Annotated in this window: 10 protein-coding genes and 1 pseudogene; 7 read left to right on the forward strand and 4 right to left on the reverse strand. The window is 72.0% G+C overall.

All coding sequences use genetic code 11. The features are described from left to right. Nucleotides 1–20: 20 nt before the first annotated feature. The 5 genes and pseudogenes from SGLAU_RS27985 (at nt 21) to SGLAU_RS28000 (ending at nt 7,438) form a co-directional block, all read left to right on the forward strand. The gene (locus SGLAU_RS27985) at nt 21–1,064 is read left to right on the forward strand and encodes an AAA family ATPase (RefSeq protein WP_043505310.1); all 1,044 of its coding nucleotides are present in this window, start codon (nt 21–23) and stop codon (nt 1,062–1,064) included. Beyond that, on the forward strand, nt 1,061–5,311 hold the full coding sequence (gene fxsT / locus SGLAU_RS34600) for an FxSxx-COOH system tetratricopeptide repeat protein (RefSeq protein ID WP_099052868.1): 4,251 nt from the start codon (nt 1,061–1,063) through the stop codon (nt 5,309–5,311). Before SGLAU_RS27985 ends, fxsT begins: the two co-directional genes overlap by 4 nt. 47 nt (nt 5,312–5,358) lie before the next feature. Continuing rightward, nucleotides 5,359–5,592 (forward strand): annotated as a pseudogene (locus SGLAU_RS27995) (flavin reductase family protein); the annotation flags it as partial. Nucleotides 5,593–5,620: 28 nt separating this feature from the next. Next, the gene (locus SGLAU_RS36765; protein WP_279628011.1) at nt 5,621–5,746 is read left to right on the forward strand and encodes a hypothetical protein; all 126 of its coding nucleotides are present in this window, start codon (nt 5,621–5,623) and stop codon (nt 5,744–5,746) included. Nucleotides 5,747–5,827: 81 nt separating this feature from the next. Then, entirely contained in the window at nt 5,828–7,438 is a 1,611-nt protein-coding gene (locus SGLAU_RS28000; protein ID WP_043505313.1) for a DHA2 family efflux MFS transporter permease subunit, read from the forward strand. A gap of 113 nt (nt 7,439–7,551) precedes the next feature. Here the strand turns inward: SGLAU_RS28000 and SGLAU_RS28005 are convergent, their stop codons facing one another. The 3 genes from SGLAU_RS28005 to SGLAU_RS28015 form a co-directional block, all read right to left on the reverse strand. Further along, nucleotides 7,552–8,412, reverse strand: a complete 861-nt coding sequence (locus SGLAU_RS28005) for a carbohydrate ABC transporter permease (protein ID WP_043505314.1) — start codon at nt 8,410–8,412, stop codon at nt 7,552–7,554. Then, entirely contained in the window at nt 8,409–9,377 is a 969-nt protein-coding gene (locus tag SGLAU_RS28010) for a carbohydrate ABC transporter permease (protein ID WP_043505316.1), read from the reverse strand. The genes SGLAU_RS28005 and SGLAU_RS28010 overlap by 4 nt, the downstream gene beginning before the upstream one ends. An 80-nt stretch (nt 9,378–9,457) precedes the next feature. Further along, the gene (locus SGLAU_RS28015; protein ID WP_043505318.1) at nt 9,458–10,780 is read right to left on the reverse strand and encodes an ABC transporter substrate-binding protein; all 1,323 of its coding nucleotides are present in this window, start codon (nt 10,778–10,780) and stop codon (nt 9,458–9,460) included. Between the two features lie 270 nt (nt 10,781–11,050). Here SGLAU_RS28015 and SGLAU_RS28020 point away from each other — a divergent pair, with 270 nt between their 5' ends. Next, on the forward strand, nt 11,051–13,468 hold the full coding sequence (locus SGLAU_RS28020) for a glycoside hydrolase family 2 protein (RefSeq protein ID WP_043505319.1): 2,418 nt from the start codon (nt 11,051–11,053) through the stop codon (nt 13,466–13,468). Next, nucleotides 13,465–14,499, forward strand: a complete 1,035-nt coding sequence (locus SGLAU_RS28025) for a LacI family DNA-binding transcriptional regulator (RefSeq protein ID WP_043505320.1) — start codon at nt 13,465–13,467, stop codon at nt 14,497–14,499. The genes SGLAU_RS28020 and SGLAU_RS28025 overlap by 4 nt, the downstream gene beginning before the upstream one ends. Before the next feature lie 46 nt (nt 14,500–14,545). On the opposite strand, the gene SGLAU_RS28030 is transcribed toward SGLAU_RS28025, so the two are convergent. Beyond that, complete coding sequence (locus tag SGLAU_RS28030) at nt 14,546–16,168, reverse strand: cellulase family glycosylhydrolase (RefSeq protein ID WP_043505321.1); 1,623 nt, start codon at nt 16,166–16,168, stop codon at nt 14,546–14,548. Nucleotides 16,169–17,058 lie beyond the last annotated feature (890 nt).

A 17,058-nucleotide genomic window follows, 5' to 3' on the forward strand; every position in this document is an offset into this window, starting at 1 on the left:
TACCGACGACCGGAGGTGCCGTGAAAGACTGGTGGATCTACAAGGGCGACCGGGCCACGGACCGGCTGGCCCGGCTCGCCGAACACCAGCCTCCCTGGCGGACGTTCGACGGTGAGGTCGACCTCGGCTACGAGGTGCCCTCTCTGGACGACGAGCGCTATGCCGCCGACCGGGAACGCGGCGCCGGCTACATCGCCGACGAGCCGGAGATCGACCTCGTCAACACCGCCCTGTACTTGCGCCGCCCGCTGCTGGTCACCGGTGTCCCGGGCGCGGGGAAGTCCACCCTCGCCCACAGCATCGCCGAGGACCTGGAACTGGGACCGGTGCTGCGCTGGCCCATCACCAGCAGGACCACCCTGCGGGACGGCCTGTACCGGTACGACGCGCTGCGGCGGCTGGAGGACGCCAACCTCGGGCGGCTGGAGCAGCGGCCGGACCAGCTCCCCGCCGAGAGCACCGATCCGGGTGGGTCGATCGGCCGATACCTGCAACTCGGGCCGCTGGGCACCGCGTTCCTGCCCACCGAGCGGCCTCGTGTCCTGCTCATCGACGAGATCGACAAGGGTGACATCGACCTGCCGGGGGATCTCCTGACCGTCCTGGACGAGGGACGGTTCGACATCCCCGAACTCGTCCGGCTGTCCGAGTCCACGCCGAGGGTCGCGGTGGGCACCGACGACCAAGCGGGCCGGGCCTGGATCGTCGGCGGCCGGGTGCGGTGCCGAGCCTTCCCGGTCGTCGTGCTCACCAGCAATGGTGAACGGGAGTTCCCGCCCGCCTTCCTGCGCCGGTGCATCCGCCTCAACCTGCCGCTGCCCGACGAGGACAAGCTGCACCGCATCATCGTGCGGCGCATCGGCCGGCAGGCGGCCGACGAGGCACGGGGGCCCGGCGGTGTCATCGAAACCTTCCTCAAGCGCCGCAGCCATGGCGAGCTGGCGACCGACCAGCTGCTCAACGCGGTCCAGCTCCGGCTGGCCGGCGCCTGGACCGCCCCTGAGGACCTCGCCCGGCTGGCCGACGCGACCATGCACCAGTTGAGCGGACCGGACGCCACGTGATCTCCGACCTCCTCGCGCTGCTGGCCCGCGGCGGGGTCGACGACCCCGGGGCCGAGGAACTGGCGGACATCCTGTGGCTCGCACAGCGGGTGCTCCCGCCGGGCCGGCCGTCGGGCAGCAGCGGCGATCCGACGGGTGCCGGGCCGCACCCGCCCGCGGCGGAAGGGACAGCCGGGGAAGCGCCCGAGGAACCGTCGGGGCGACCGGACTGGGAGGACTCCGCCTCCGGCCAGGATGCGCTGGGCGTCCATGCCACCGGTACCGGCCCGCGGGACGGCACGGACGGGGGTGCCTGCACCTCCGGCACCCCCGTCCGTGTCCCGGCCGCCGCGTCCCTGCCGCACGCCCTGGCGCTCGCCCGGTCGCTGAAACCCCTGACCCGCAAGGTTCCGTCGCGCACCGCCTTCCAACTCGACGAGGAGGCGACCGTCACCCGGCTGGTGGACGAGGACGTCCTCCTCCCCGTGCTCCGCCCCGAGCCGAGCCGGTGGCTTCGCCTCACCCTCGTCGTGGACTGCGGTCCGTCGATGAGCCTGTGGCAGGACGAGGTCAACGAGATCCAGCGCGAGCTGGCGCGGCTGGGCGCCTTCCGGGACATCCGCCGCTGGAACCTCCTGCCGTCCACCGACGGCAGCGCTGTCGAGTTGCGCCCCCACCCCGCCGCGCACCGCCCGCCCCGGCACCCCCGCGAGATCGTCGACCCGGCGGGCGACCAACTGATCCTCGTGCTCAGCGATACGGTGGGCGGCATGTGGCGGACCGGCGCCGCACACCACCTGCTCACCGGCTGGGCGGGCCGTGCCCAGGTGGCCCTGGCCCACCTGCTCCCGGCCGACCTGTGGAACCGGGTCGGCATCGCGCCCGCTCCGACCCGGATGCACATCCCGCGGCCCGGGCTGCCCAACGCCCGCTGGAAGGTCGTGTCCCCGACCGTGCCACCGGATCACCACGGGGATCGGCACCGTCTCCGTCAGGGCGCGGCCGTCGTCCCGGTCCCCGTCATCGACCTGGAGCCTCGTTCCGTGCGGGCCTGGGCCGAGATGACGGCGGGCAACGGCCGGTGGACCAGCGCCGCGGCCCTGCTCCTCGCACCCGCGCGGCCGCCGGCCCGCCGCCCGCCCGGGAGACCCGTCGCGACACCGGCCGAGGTATCCCCGGAGGTGGCGATCCGCCGGTTCCGCGCCTCCTCCTCACCCGGCGCCTGGCGGCTCGCAGGGCTGCTCTCCGCGCTCCCGACGGTGACCGTTCCCATGGCCCGCCTCGTGCAGCAGGCCTTGCTGCCCGGCTCGTCCCGCAGCGACCTGGCGGAGGTCTTCCTCGGCGGACTCCTGCGCCGTACCACCGGCCCGGAAGGCCGTACCGCCGACGGGGAACTGCGCTTCGAGTTCTCCCCGCAGACCCGGGACGCTCTGCTGGCCGCCCAGTACCGCACCGACGTGGAGGAGGTCAGGGACCTCCTCCGTACGCGACTGACGGAGTATCTGAGACCTCGCTACGGCCATCCGCGCAGCATCCGGGCAGCACTGACGGGCGTGTCACCCCGAGGCGTGACGGTGGAGGCCGAGGGCGCGGCGTTCGCCAGGGCCTCCCGGGCGGACATGTCCCGGATGGGCGCGCCGCACGCCCCGGCGGAGCCGCGGACGGAGCCGGACGCCCCAGGCGCGGCCGACTCGGCGAAGGTGCACATCAGTTACGCCGCGCAGGACCGGATGTGGGCGGAGTGGGTGGCCTGGCAGCTGGAGCGAGCCGGGTACGGGGCCGGACTGCGCCTGCTGCGGGCCGGCGAATCCCAGGACCCGGGGACGGCTACGGGCAGGGCGGACGCGGTGGCGGCTCTGCTCTCGCGGGACTATGTGAGCGTCGCGGGCGGGAAAGGCCGGACCGCGGCCGCCGTGGCGGCCGGCGTGCCGTACGTTCCCCTGCTGGTCGAGCCCGTGGATGTCCCCGAGCCGCCGGCCCGCAGCGTGGGCACCGTCCTGCACGGACTCGACGAGCCGGCCGCCGTACGGGCCCTCCTGCGGGCGGTCGGCGACGCCTGCGGCCCGCCCCGGACTGCTGCTCCCCGCGCCCACGGCAAGCGGCCGCCCCCCAGGCTGCCGCACGGCGGAAGCCTGCCCCGGGTCTGGAACGTACGGAGGCGCGACCCGGACTTCTCCGGCCGTGAGGAGTTGATCGACCACCTCCGCGACACACTGACCGTCGGCAGCCCGGTGGCGATCCAGGCACTGCACGGGATGGGCGGCGTCGGGAAGACCCAGGTCGCCGTGGAGTACGCGCACCGCTTCGCGGAGCAGTACGACATCGTGTGGTGGGTCGACGGCGGACAACCGGAGCACCTGCCCGTCCAGTTCGGCGAGCTGGCCACGCGGCTGGGCATCGCCGACCCGGGCAGGGAAGTCGAATGGAACGCCGGAGCCGCCCTCGCGCATCTGGCCGGCACGGAGCGATGGCTGGTCGTCCTCGACGACGCGAACGATCCGCAGGCCTGTGCCGGAATGCTCCCGGCCGGCCCCGGTCACGTCCTGATCACCTCCCGCAACCCGCAGTGGCAGGGCCTGGTGAGCACGATCGGCCTGGACGTGTTCTCCCGTGCCGACGCCCGCCGTTACCTCACGACGCGCCTTCCCGCACTCACCGGGGACGAGGCGGACACGCTCGCCCGGGAACTCGGGGATCTTCCGCTCGCCCTGGCCCAGGCCGCCGGAGTCATCGGTGCCGGCATGCCGGCCCAGCAGTACCTGGGCATCCTGTCGCGCACCACGACCGCACTGCTGAACGAGGGGGCCGTCCCCGCCTACCCGACGTCCCTGGCGGCGACGGTGGCACTCGCGAGGGAGGGCCTGGCCGCGTACCACCCGGGCGCGGCGGCGCTCCTCAGCCTGGGGTCGTTCTTCGGCCCCGGGCCCATTCCCGTCGACTGGCTGGAGGGTGCGCGAGGACTGCTGAGGACCGTCCCCGCCACCGCCGGGGCGCACTGGCCGCAGCATGCGCTGCAGCCACTCGCACGCTACGGCCTGGCGCGGATCGACGGCGGCACCCTGCAGATCCACCGGCTGACCCAGACCATCGTCCGTGACCGGACGGGTGAGGCGGAGGCCGCGGCGGTAAGGTCCGATGTCGTCACGGTTCTGGCCGAGGTCTCGCCGGGTGATCCGGACCTCCCGGAGAGCTGGGACAGTTGGGCCCTTCTGACCTCGCACCTCCTGACACGTCCCGATTCCCCGGAGGACCTCCAGGCACTGGGCCGGGTGCTGGCCGGAGCGGCCCACTACCTGCTCGCCAGCGGGCAGGTCGGTGAGGCCCTGATGATGTCCCGGGAGTGCCACGCGTCGTGGGCCCGCACCATGGGCGCGGATCACCCGGAGACCCTCGTGTGGGCCCAGTACTCCGCCCTGGCGACGGCCGATGCGGGGGACACGGCCGAGGCCCGGACCTTGATCGAGGAGGTCCTCGCACGGCGTCGTCGTGTCCTCGGCGAGGACCATCCCGACACCCTGACCTCGGCGGACACCTTGGCGCGGATCCTCGGTCATCTCGGCGAGCTGGTCGCGGCGCGCGAACTGGCCGAGGACGTCGTCGTACGACGTCGTCGTACCCTCGGCGAGGACCACTCCGCCACGCTCGCCTCGGGGAACACCCTGGCGGAGATCCTGATCCGCCTCGGTGAGCTGGTCGCGGCGCGGGAACTGGCCGAGGACGTCCTCGCGCGGCTCCGTCGGCTTCTGGGGGAAGACCACCCGAGGACCCTCAGGACTGCCCACATCCTGGCTGTCGCCCTCGCCCGTCTGCACGAGCCGGTTCCGGCCCGGGAGCTGGCGGAGGATGTCCTCGCCCGGTCCCGGCGGGTGGTCGGTGACGACCACCCCGACACCCTCACCGTCATGGAGGGCCTGGCCGTCACCCTGCACGACCTCGGGGAGTACACCGAGTCGCGATGGCTGCACGAGCACGTTCTCAGGTCGAGGCGCCGAGTCATGGGGGAGGACCACCCGGCGACGCTCGCCTCCGCACGCAACCTGGCCACGGTGTTGTACCGGCTCCACGACCACCAGTCAGCCGAAGCCCTGCTGCAGGACGTCCTCGCGCGCAGCATGCGCGTCCTCGGCGCCGGCCACCCGGAGACGAAGGCCGTCGTCGGCTTGCTCGCGACGGTGCTCACCACGATGGGCAAGGCCTACCAGGCACAGCGACTCCTCGCCGGCCACGCGGATTCCCGCAGCTCCGGGAAGCGTCGAAGAGGCCGGTGATCGCTTCGACGGGGCGCGGACCCCGCCGATGGTCCGGGGGCAAGGCACTGACGCCCGGCGGGGAAGGGCTCTTCCTCAAGGTGGAGTGCGAGGTGCCGCGTGTGCCCGCGGACGAACGCATCGTCGTGCCGGGCACGCAGCACGTCGACCCCGCGCGGTGGAGTCCGCTCATCCACGACTTCCGCCACTACCACGGCCTCGCTCCGGAGGTGGGCCATGGGTTCCGCTCGGAGACCACGCGCATGGAAGCAGGCGACGGCGCATTGAGTATTTTGCTATAGGTATGTAGTCGTACCTATAGTGGAGGGCATGTCTGTTCCCGGTTCCCCCACCCGTTCGGCGCCGCGCGTTCGGACCGACGGTCAGCTCGACGCCTTCGGTTCCGCCACGTCCGCCCGCAACGGGGCGGACCGGGGCGTCCGCGTCGCCGGCTGAGCACCCTGCCCGCGGCGCCCCGCGGCGCCCACCCCCGGACCGGTCCCCCGCAAGAACGACAAGAACAGGCACCCCACCTCCATGCCCTCCCCTTCCCTGCCCGTTGCCGCCCCGCCCGCCGCGTCCCCGCCCACGGACGCGCCCCGCGGCGTACGGGACAACCCGTGGCTGACCCTCGTCGCCGTCGCCTTCGGGCTGTTCATGGTCGGACTCGACGGTTCCGTCGTCTCCATCGCCAACCCGGAGATCGGCCGCGCCCTGCACGCGAGCACCGCCGACCTGCAATGGGTCACCAACTCCTACCTCCTGGCGCTCGCCGCCGCCCTGATCCTCGGCGGCAAGCTGGGCGACCGCTTCGGGCGGCGCACCCTGTACCTGACCGGCGTCGCGGGCTTCACCGTCGCCTCCGTCGCCATCGGACTCGCCGGGTCCATCGAGGGCGTCATCGCCTTCCGCGCCGTACAGGGCTTCTTCGGCGCCCTGCTGATGCCGAACACCCTCGCGCTGCTGCGCGCCGTGTTCCCGCCGCGCAAGTTCGGGATGGCGGTCGGCATCTGGGCGATGGTCTCCTCGGTGTCCACCGCTCTCGGGCCCATCGTCGGCGGCCTGCTGGTCCAGCACGTCGACTGGGAGTCGGTCTTCTACCTCAACGCCCCCATCGGCGTCGTCGCGCTCGTCTTCAGCGCCCTGGTCCTGCCGCAGAGCAGGAACACCGCCGCCGCGCGGGAGACGTTCGACATCCTCGGGGTCGTCCTGCTGGCGGCCGGCCTGCTCGCCGTCGTCCTCGGTGTCGTCAAGGGCGAGACATGGGGCTGGACAGCGGCCGGCACCCTGGGCGCCATCGCCGCCGGCGTACTGCTCCTGCTGGTCTTCGGCTGGTACGAGACGCGTGTCGCGCACCCGCTCCTGCCCATGCGCCTGTTCCGCAGCCCGTCCCTGGCGATCGGCACGGTCATCACCGCACTGAACTTCTTCGTGCTGCTCGGCGTGATCTTCTTCGTCATGCTCTACCTGCAGAACGTCCGCGGCTTCACCCCCGTCGAGGCGGGCGTGCGCACCCTGCCGCTGAGTCTGGCCTCGGTGGTCGCCTCCCCGCTCGGCGCCAAGCTGACCGAGAGGTTCGGGCCGCGCCTGACCATGCCCCTCGGCATGGTCCTCCAGGCCGCCGCCGCCTTCGCCCTGCTCACCTGGACCGCCGAGTCCGCGTACGCCACGATGTGGCCGCCCTTCATCGCCCTCGGCCTCGGCGTCGGCATGGTGATGTCCGCCTCCTCCGAGGCGATCGTCGGCGGCGCACCGGTCCGGGACGGCGGTGTGGCGGGCGGACTCCAGGCCACGGCGCTCCAGGTCGGCGGCGCACTCGGCACCTCCGTCCTCGTCTCGCTCATCAGCGGCCGGGTCGGCGCCACCCTCCCCGGCGCCCTCGCCGACGCCGGCGTCCCGGCACCGCTGGCCCAGGGCCTGGGGGAGGCCAAGGACGCCGTCGCCATGGGCGTCGCCCCCGTCTCCGACGACATGCCGGCCCGGGTGGCGAACGCGGTCGTCGAGGGCAGCCACACCGCCTTCATGTCCGGGGTGCACAGCGCCGCCCTGGTCACCGGGGTACTGACCGTCCTCGGCGCCGTGATCGCGGCACTCGGGGTGCGCGGCCGACCGTCCCAGGAGGGGGAGTCACCGGCCGCCGGGGGATGACCCACCCCCCTTGCGGCAGCCGGGGGATGACCCACCCTCCTGCGGCAGTCGGGCGCGCGGCGGAACCGAAGGCTCCGCCGCGCGCCGGGTCACCGTCCGTCGCTCCTCCCGCGCTACTTCGTCGCCCCTTGCGCGAAGCCGTTGTAGATGTAGCGCTGGAGGAAGAGGAAGACCAGCAGGGTGGGCAGGATGACGAGGATCGCTCCCGCGGAGATGTTCTCCCAGTGCGCGCCGAACGGCCCCTTGAAGCGGAACAGCGCGGTGGAGATGGTGCCGAGGTCCTCCGAGGGCATGTAGAGGAAGGGGATGTAGAAGTCGTTGTACGTGGTGATGCCCTTGATGATGACGACCGTGGCGATCGCCGGCTTCAGCATCGGAAAGATGATCTTCCGGTAGATGGTGAAGGCGTTCGCCCCGTCCAGCCGCGCGGCCTCGTCCAGCGACGTCGGGATGCCCCGGATGAACTGCAGGAAGATGTAGATCGACACGATGTCCGTGCCCATGTAGAGCAGGATCGGCGCCCAGCGCGTGTCGAACAGGCCGAAGCTGTTGACCACCTGGAAGGTCGCCACCTGCGTGGTCACCCCGGGCACCAGCGTGGCGATCAGGAACAGGGCCATCACCAGCTTCTTGAACCGGAACTCGAAGCGGTCGACGGCGTACGCGGTCATCGAGCCGATGACGACCGTGCCGGTGATGGAGAACAGCAGGATGAACGCGGTGTTCCCGAAGGCCGTGAGCATATGGCCGTCGGTGAAGGCGGTCGCGTAGTTGGAGAAGTTCAGCCAGTCGTCCGGCAGGCTCAGCGCACCGCCGCCGTCGGCGACCTCCCGGGACGTCTTCAGCGAGGTGAGGAACACGACGGCGAGCGGGATCAGCACCACGAGGGACGCGACGACGAGCGACACGTAGGTCAGCGTGGTGGCGATGCCGAGGGACCGGCGCCGCGGTCGGCCGGGGGCGGTGAGGGTCATACGAGGTCCACCTTCTCGTCGGGCACCAGGCGGCGCTGGACCCACGTGATCAGCAGGATGATCAGCAGCAGCACCACGGCGCAGGCCGAGGCCAGGCCGGTCTTGTTGAACTGGAACGCGAGCTTCACCGTCTGGATCACGAAGGTCGAGGTGCCGGTCGCGCCGCCGGTCATGATGTACGGGATCTCGAAGACGGACAGCGATCCGGAGATCGCCAGGATGACGCTCAGGCTGAGCACCGGGCGGATGCCGGGGACGATGATGTGCCGGAACTGCTGCCGGCGGGTGGCCCCGTCGAGCTGCGCCGCCTCGTACAGTTCGCCGGGCACGGACTGGATCGCACCGAGGAACAGCACGAAGTTCAGCCCGGTGAAGCGCCACACGGAGACCCCGGCGAGCGAGGTGTTGGCCGACTCGGGGTCGCCCAGCCAGGCGTGGTCGGTGCCGGCGCCGAGGAACGACAGGATCGCGTCGAGCGTGCCGCCGTCCTGGAAGAAGTACAGGAAGACGAACCCGATGGCGACCCCGTTGATCAGGTAGGGGAAGAACAGGATGCCCTTGAAGAGGTTCCTGAACCGCAGGTCGAAGCTGAGCACGGTGGCGAACCAGAGCGCGATGGCGATCTGCACGACGGACGCCGCCAGGTAGTACAGGCTGACCGCGAACACCCGGAACAGCTCGGGCCGGGTGAACAGCTGGACGTAGTTGTCCGCGCCGACGTGGTGGCGGTCGGGGCTGACGCCGTCCCAGTCGGTGAAGCTGTAGTAGATCATGTTGCCGACCGGCACGTACGTGAACGTGACCAGCAGGGCGAGGGGGACCAGCAGGAACAGCCAGGGGGTGACCCGGCGCAGGGGATGGTCGCGCCAGGTGCGCGGCCGGCCGGCGGAACGCCGGGTGCGCCGCTCGCCGGGGTGCGGCGCGGCGGGCGGCGGGGCCGCGGTCGAGGTGGTGGTGCGGGTCATAGCGGGCCAGAACCTTTCGTCGTCCTCACGGGGCGCCGGCACGACTGCTCCCCGCCGGGGCGGGCGCAGCCGTGCGCCGGTCAGGAGCCGGCGGTCCGGGCGGCCTCGGCCCAGCGCCGGTCGAGGTCGTCGAAGTAGTCCTCGAGCGACCCGTCCTGGGCGCCCCGGGCGATGTCGACCAGCTTCTGCCGGTAGTCCTGCTTGTTCAGGCCGATCTCGGAGGCGTTGTCGATCGCGTTGACCTCGGCGGTCTTCGCCTCCGAACGCTCCACCAGCTTGACATCGTTGTCAACATAGTCTTCGAGCGTGCCCGGCAAGGGCTCCGACTTCAGCGCCGAGACGGCGCCCTCGTGCGCGGAGTAGCCGGACTTCTCGGTGAACCAGTCGATCCAGGCGCGCGCGGCGGGCTTGTGCTCGGAGTGGATGTTCACGGCCATCTGGTAGTCCGACACCAGCGTGGCGCAGAACTGGCCGTCCGACTGGTGCGGGAAGGGCATGAACCCGATGTCGTCGGGGTTCTCGCCGGCCTTCTCGGCGGCGTCGCGCAGCTGCGTGACGGCCCAGGAGCCGAGCAGCATGCTGCCGATCTCCCCCTTGGCCAGCAGCGTCTTGGAGGACTCCCAGTTGGTGGTGCTCGGGTCCTTCTCGGAGAGCTTCGCGTGGACGATGTCGTGCAGCAGCGTGTCGATCACGTTGAGGTCGGAGCCCTTCCGCCAGGGCTTGTCGATCGCGGAGAGCTTGTCGGAGGCCTGGCTGTCACAGCTGACCGAGCCGATGCTGTTGGTCCACGGGCTGCTGAGCGGCCAGCCGTCCTTGAAGTTGGTGTAGTACGGAGTGGCCCCGGTCTTCTCCCCGACCGCCTTCAGGTCGTCGAGGAACTCCCGCGGGCTGGTGGGCCAGCCGGTGATCCCGGCCCGCTTCCACAGCGCCTTGTTGTAGACGAAGCCGTTGGCCGTGCCGAAGGCGGCGATGCCGTAGGTCCTGCCGTCCACGTCCGTCTTGTCGGTGAAGCGGTAGGTCTCCTTCATCGTCGGGGTGGCGCCGAGCGGCGCGAAGAACGTCGGGTAGTCGCCCTTGGCGATCGAGGCGGGGATCAGCAGGACGTCACCGTAGTCCTCGGTGTTCATCCGGATCTTGACCTCGCCCTCGTAGTCGGTGATGGCCTCGAACTCGACCTTCACCTCGGGATAGATCCGGTTGAACCGCGCCGCGTACCTCTTCATCGTGCCGTTCTGCACGAGGTCCGTACGGTTGGTCAGGACCGTGATGGTGCCCGAGACACCGTTCGGGTTCAGCGGTGCGACCGCGGTCTCGTTCGCGTTCGGGGTCCCTCCGCCGCTGCACCCCACGACCGTCAGCATCGTGGTGGCCAGCAGAGCGGCGCTCAGGGTCTTCCTCCCCATGTGCCCAACTCCTTCCAAGGGTTACGGCTCGGGCTCCGGTGGTTGACGGCACTATGTCAGCCGCTGGTGAACCGGTAAAGCTCAGCTTCGCGCCGAGATGCGGAATCGTTACCTGGCTCTGCGAGCGGATCACGCGGTTCCGCACTGTGGCCTGTGTCTTTGACGTCGTCGCTGCCCGGCCCGGGGGACTAGACCGGTTCATCTGGTCGCGTTAGGTTGAACCGCGTCGCACACCGAAACAGGCCCGTCCTGCCAAGAGGAGCCGCACACATGAAGGAAGTCGTTCCGCTCACCGAGGGCTGGAGCCTCCACCACAACGGGAACCCGCTGCCCGCCACGGTCCCCGGCTGCGTGCACACCGATCTGCTCGCCGCCGGGGAGATCCCCGACCCGTACACCGGCCTGAACGAGCGGGAAGTGCAGTGGGTGGGCCGCCGCGCCTGGACCTACGCCCGCGACCTCGCCCCCGCCGACACCGCCGCGGACTCCCACGAGCGCACCGACCTCGTCTTCGACGGCCTCGACACCGCCGCGACGATCACCCTGGACGGGCGGGAACTGGGCCGCACCCGCAACATGCACCGCCGCTACCGCTTCGACGTCACCGGCCGGCACGGACGGCTGCACGTCGAGTTCGCGTCCGCCTACGACGAGGCCGGCTCCGTCCGCGCGCTGACCGGCGAGCGGCCCAACGTCTACCCGGAGCCCTTCCAGTACATCCGCAAGATGGCCTGCAGCTTCGGCTGGGACTGGGGACCCACCCTGGTCACCGCCGGCATCTGGCGCCCGGTCCGGCTGGAGCGCTGGTCCACCGCCCGGCTCGCCGAGGTGCGGCCCCTGGTGACGGCCGACGACGGCACCGGCCGGGTCGAGCTCCACGTCGCCGTCGAGCGCACCGGGTCCGGCGCCGGCCGCCCGCTCACGGTGCACGCCTCGGTGGGCGGTGTCCGACAGCGGGTCACGGTCGACGGAACCCGGGCCGTCGTCACGCTGGACGTGCCGGACGTCGACCTGTGGTGGCCGCGCGGATACGGCGAACAGCCGCTGTACGACCTGGAGGTGACCCTCGTCGAGGACGGCCCGCAGGAGCGGCGGCTGGACTCCTGGCACCGCCGGATCGGCTTCCGCACCGTGCGGCTGGACCGCTCGGCCGACGAACACGGCACGGGCTTCACCTTCGTCGTCAACGGCGTACGGATCTTCGCCCGCGGCGTCAACTGGATCCCGGACGACACCTTCCCGTCCCGCATCACCCCCGAGCGCTACCGCACCCGCCTCACCCAGGCCGCCGAGGCGAACGTCGACCTCGTACGCGTCTGGGGCGGCGGCATCTACGAGGACGACGCCTTCTACGACACCTGCGACGAACTCGGCCTGATGGTCTGGCAGGACTTCCTCTTCGCCTGCGCCGCCTACCCCGAGGAACAGCCGCTGCGCGGCGAGGTCGAGGCGGAGGCCAGGGACAACGTTGTCCGGCTGATGCCGCACCCCTCGCTCGTGCTGTGGAACGGCAACAACGAGAACCTGTGGGGCTTCCGCGACTGGGACTGGGAGCCCGCCCTGGAGGGCGACTCCTGGGGCGGCGGCTACTACCTGGACCTGCTGCCCCGGATCGTCGCCGAACTCGACCCCACCCGCCCCTACACCGCGGGCAGCCCCTGGTCCGGCTCCTGGGACCACCACCCCAACGACCCGGCCCACGGCACCCACCACTCCTGGGAGGTGTGGAACCGGCGCGACTACGCCGAGTACCGCGACTCCGTCCCCCGGTTCGTCGCCGAGTTCGGCTGGCAGGCGCCCCCCGCCCACGCCACGCTGCGCCGCGCGCTGCCGGGCGAGGAACTCGCCCCCGACTCCCCGGGCATGCTCCACCACCAGAAGGCCGAGGACGGCAACGGCAAGCTGAACCGCGGCATCGCCCGCCACTTCGAGCTCCCCGAGGACGACTTCGACCACTGGCACTACCTCGCCCAGGTCGTCCAGGCCCGCGCCGTCGCCGCCGGCATCGAGCACTGGCGCGCGCACTGGCCGGTCTGCGCCGGCACCGTCGTCTGGCAGCTCAACGACTGCTGGCCGGTCAGCTCCTGGGCGGCCGTCGACGGCGACGGCCGCCGCAAGCCGCTCCACCACGAGCTGCGCCGCGTCTACGCCGACCGCCTCCTCACCCTCCGGCCCGGCCCCGGCGGCCCCGCCCTCGCCGTGATCAACCAGGGCGCCGCCCTCTGGCGCGCGACGGTGACCCTGCGCCGCCTGCGCGCGGACGGCACCGTGGCGGGACACACGACGGTCGAGGCGACCGCCGGGGCGCGCGAGGTGGCCCGGCACGCCGTACCGCGCGACCTGGTGCCGGACGAGCGGTCGGGCAAGGAGTTCCTGGTCGCGGACGCCGACGGCCTGCGCGCGGTCCACTTCCCCGTCCCGGACAAGGAGTTCGCCTACCCCGCGCCGCGCTACGACGTCGAGGTCGTGCCCGCCGGCGACGGCGGTAGTGTCGAGGTCGTGGTGACAGCACACACCCTCGTACGCGACCTTCTGCTCCAGCCCGACCGGCTCGGCGCGGACGCCGCCTGCGACACCGGGCTGCACACCCTGCTGCCCGGAGAGCACGTCCGGCTCCGGGTGCGGGGCGCGGGCGCGGTGACCGCCGACGCGGCACGCGCCGCCCTGTTCTGCGTGGCCCAGAGGTGAGCGCACCCACCGAGCGCGTCACCATCAAGGACGTGGCCGCCGCCGCGGGCGTCTCCAAGGGCGCGGTGTCGCTGGCGTTCAACCACAAGCCGGGCGTCTCCGAGGCCACCCGCGAGCGGATCTTCGCCGTGGCCCGGGAACTGGGCTGGGCGCCGAACTCCTCGGCGCGCAGCCTGTCCCGGCAGTCGGTGGACGCCATCGGGCTGGCCATCTGCCGGCCCGCGCGGCTGCTCGGTCTCGAGCCGTTCTACATGGAGTTCGTCTCCGGGATCGAGAGCGTGCTCGCCGAGCGGTCCTGCTCGCTGCTGCTGCGGCTGGTGGGCAGCCTGGAGGAGGAGATCCACCTCCAGCAGCGGTGGTGGCGGGAGCGCCAGGTGGGCGGCTCCGTCCTGGTCGACTTCCACCGGGACGACCCGCGCCTCGGCCCGCTCGGTGGGATCGGGCTGCCCGCCGTCGCGGTCGGCCACCCCTCCCTCACCGGAGGGCTCCCCTCGGTGTGGACGGACGACGCCACGGCCGTCGCCGAGGCGGTGCGCTATCTGGTGGCCCTCGGCCACCGGCGCATCGCCCGGGTGGGCGGCCCGGCGGGCCTCGGCCACAGCGCCATCCGGGCGGCGGCGTTCCAGCGGACGATGGCGGACCTCGGGCTCGACGGCGGCCTGCACCTGGCGACCGGCTTCTCGGGCGAGGAGGGCGCCCGCGCCACGCGGACGCTGCTGCTGGCTCGCGAGCGGCCGACGGCCATCGTCTACGACAACGACATCATGGCGGTCGCCGGGCTCGGCGTCGCCGCCGAGATGGGCGTCGCCGTCCCGGACGAGCTGTCGCTGCTGGCCTGGGACGACTCCCAGCTGTGCCGGCTCACCCATCCCACGCTGTCGGCGATGAGCCATGACGTGCACGGGTTCGGCGCCCAGGTGGCGCGGACGCTGTTCGACGTGATCGCGGGGCAGGACGTGCCGTCCCGGCCGGTGGCGACACCCTCCCTGGTGCCGCGCGCCTCGACCGCGCCGCCCCCGCCGGCGGGATGAGAGAAGGGGCGCGGCCGCCGGCCGCGCCCCTTCGTGTGCGTCCCGGTCAGGAGCGGGAGCAGGTCCCGCCGTTGAGGGTGAACGCGGCGGGGACGCCGTTGCCGCCGGCGGAGGAGCCGCTGAGGCCGAAGCTCACGGAACCGCCCGCGGGGATCGTCCGGGTCCAGGACTCGTGCACGGCGCGCACGGTGCTGCCCTCCTGGGTGGCCCGCGCGTTCCAGACCGAGGTGATCCGCTGTGTGCCGGGGAAGGCGAAGACCAGCTCCCAGCCGTCGATCGGCTGGGCGGAGCGGTTGCGGATGACGACCTCGGCGTTGAACGAGCTGCCCCAGTCGCTCAGCCGGTACTCCACCGCGCAGGCCGCCGTGCCGGAGCCGCGGGCGGTGGTGGCGGTGACCGTGGCGGAGCGCGGCGAGCGGTTGCCGGCCGCGTCCCGGGCGTAGACGGCGAAGGTGTACGTGGTCTCGGCGGCGAGTCCCGTCACGGTGGCCGTGGTGGTGGCCGAGGTGGCCACCTGGGTCTCCCGGCCGCCGTCCAGCCGGACCACGTCGTAGCCGGTCACCGCGGTGTCGTCGGTGGCGGCCGGCCAGCTCAGCCGGAGGCCGGAGGCGGTGACGTCCGATACGGCCGGCGCGCCGGGCGCGGTCGGCGCGGTGGTGTCGCCGCCGGTGCCGGAGAAGACGCTCGCCTCCCTGGCGGTGGCCCTGATGCCGTTGGCCCCGTCGAAGAGGCGCTGTCCCCAGGCGGTGGGGCGGGAGGCGTCGAAGCCCTGGACGAGGTCGAGATACTCGACGCCGCCTCCGTTGCCGCTCCAGGACCAGCCCAGATAGCCGATGCCCAGCGACTGCGCGGTGGCCATGATGGCGTCCTCGTCCGGGTTGCCGTCCGAGTGCATGTCGCCGAACTCACCGACGACGATGGGGAGTTTCGCGTTCACGAACCGGCTGAGGTAGTCGCGCACCTCGGCCGCGGTGTCGTAGACGCCGTACATGTGGATGTCGAAGACGGTGTTGGCGTCCGGGTCGGCGGCGAAGACACCGGCCGCGTTGTCGCGCATGGTGAAGGACCAGTCCTGGCCCCAGTTGGGGGCGTCGACCATGAGCGTGTGGTCCAGGCCCCCGGCCCGCAGCCGGGCGATGGCGGTCTTGGTGTCGCCGGTCCACGCGCTGTGGTTGGTGTTGCCGTACGGCTCGTTGCCGATGTTGACGATGACGTACTTCTCCTGGCCCACCAGCGCGTCCTTGACGCCGAGCCAGTAGTCCACCGCCTTGCCCAGGGGGACGGCTGCGCCGGCCTCCCCGTACCCGGTGGTGTCGTGCGCCTCCAGGACGCAGATCAGGCGGTTCTCCTTGCACTCGGCGACCACGTGGGCGACGTCGGCCGCGCCGTTGCGGGTCCACTGGTCGCCCGTGCTGAGCACCACCCGGACGGTGTTGGCGCCCTTGGCCTTGATGTCCTTCAGCGCCTGGTCGGTGCGGGCGGGGTACCAGGTGTGCGCGTGGTTGACCCCGCGCATCACGAAGTCCTTGCCGCCGGCGTCCAGCAGCCGGCCGTCGCGGACGTGGAACCCGGCGGGGTCCGCGGCCCGGGCGGTCGGTGCGACGGCGAGCAGCGAGGCGCAGACGGCGAGGATCGTGCCTGTGGCCGCGGCCAGTTTTCTCGTTCTCATGGATGCTCCGGCTCTCGTGGCACAAGGGTGTGACCTGGGCATGACAGGCCACCCCGTGCCGGTGTCCCTGTGTCGCGTGGTGCGGTGCGCGCGCAGCCGGCAGGGCGCCGAGGGAGACGGATGGCGTCCCGCTCTCGGGCATGACCCGGGGAAAACGACGGCGTGTCGCGCCGGTTCGGCCATTTTCCGCCCTGCGGCATTCCCGAGCGTATGGATGCCGTCCCGCGAGCACAATGCCTTTGGCCGAACCGGTTAAGTGAGTTCCCGGCGGCACTCGTTCGAACGTGGACAACGTTGTCGACGGCTGGTTAACTGTGGTCGTCTCGTGACACTCCGCTCGCTGTCCGGCATCGGTCCGGCTTGGTCTTGAACCGGTATAGCGGCTCGTCGGTGCCGAGACGTCCCGTCGGACCCGCGTGCCGCCGCCGCCGCCCCTGCCCCGCCAGTCGCGCCCGGCGACCCGGGCCCGGCGTGCGGCGGTGACGAGCCCCATCGGCGGTGACGGTGTGTGAAGCTCCCCGCAGGCTCGGTGTCGGTGGTGGGGGAGGGGTGGGCGGGGGCGGACGGTGGTGAAGGGCCCGGCGAACGGTTGCGCGTCCATGAGGGCGAGAGCCGGGGCGGGGAAGGGAGGGGTGCCGCACGGTCCGATGCGGACCGCTCCTGACCAGCTCTGATCGTTCACTTTCGGCGAGTGACCGACGAGACACCAGGGTTATCGGCCTGTCGTACGAGTGCTCATACCAGAGCGGGACGCTCCGCGGGGGACTTTGTCAACTGCCCACCGCACAGGTGAGGCGGGCGACTACTGTCAGTGGCCGTCGGGCGACGCAGGGCCGCATCCGCGGTCCCGCCGGCCGGCACCGCCATGGCGCCTGCCCGCACCGCGCGGC

Origin of the sequence: Streptomyces glaucescens (assembly GCF_000761215.1) — a bacterium.
GTDB lineage: Bacteria > Actinomycetota > Actinomycetes > Streptomycetales > Streptomycetaceae > Streptomyces > Streptomyces glaucescens_B.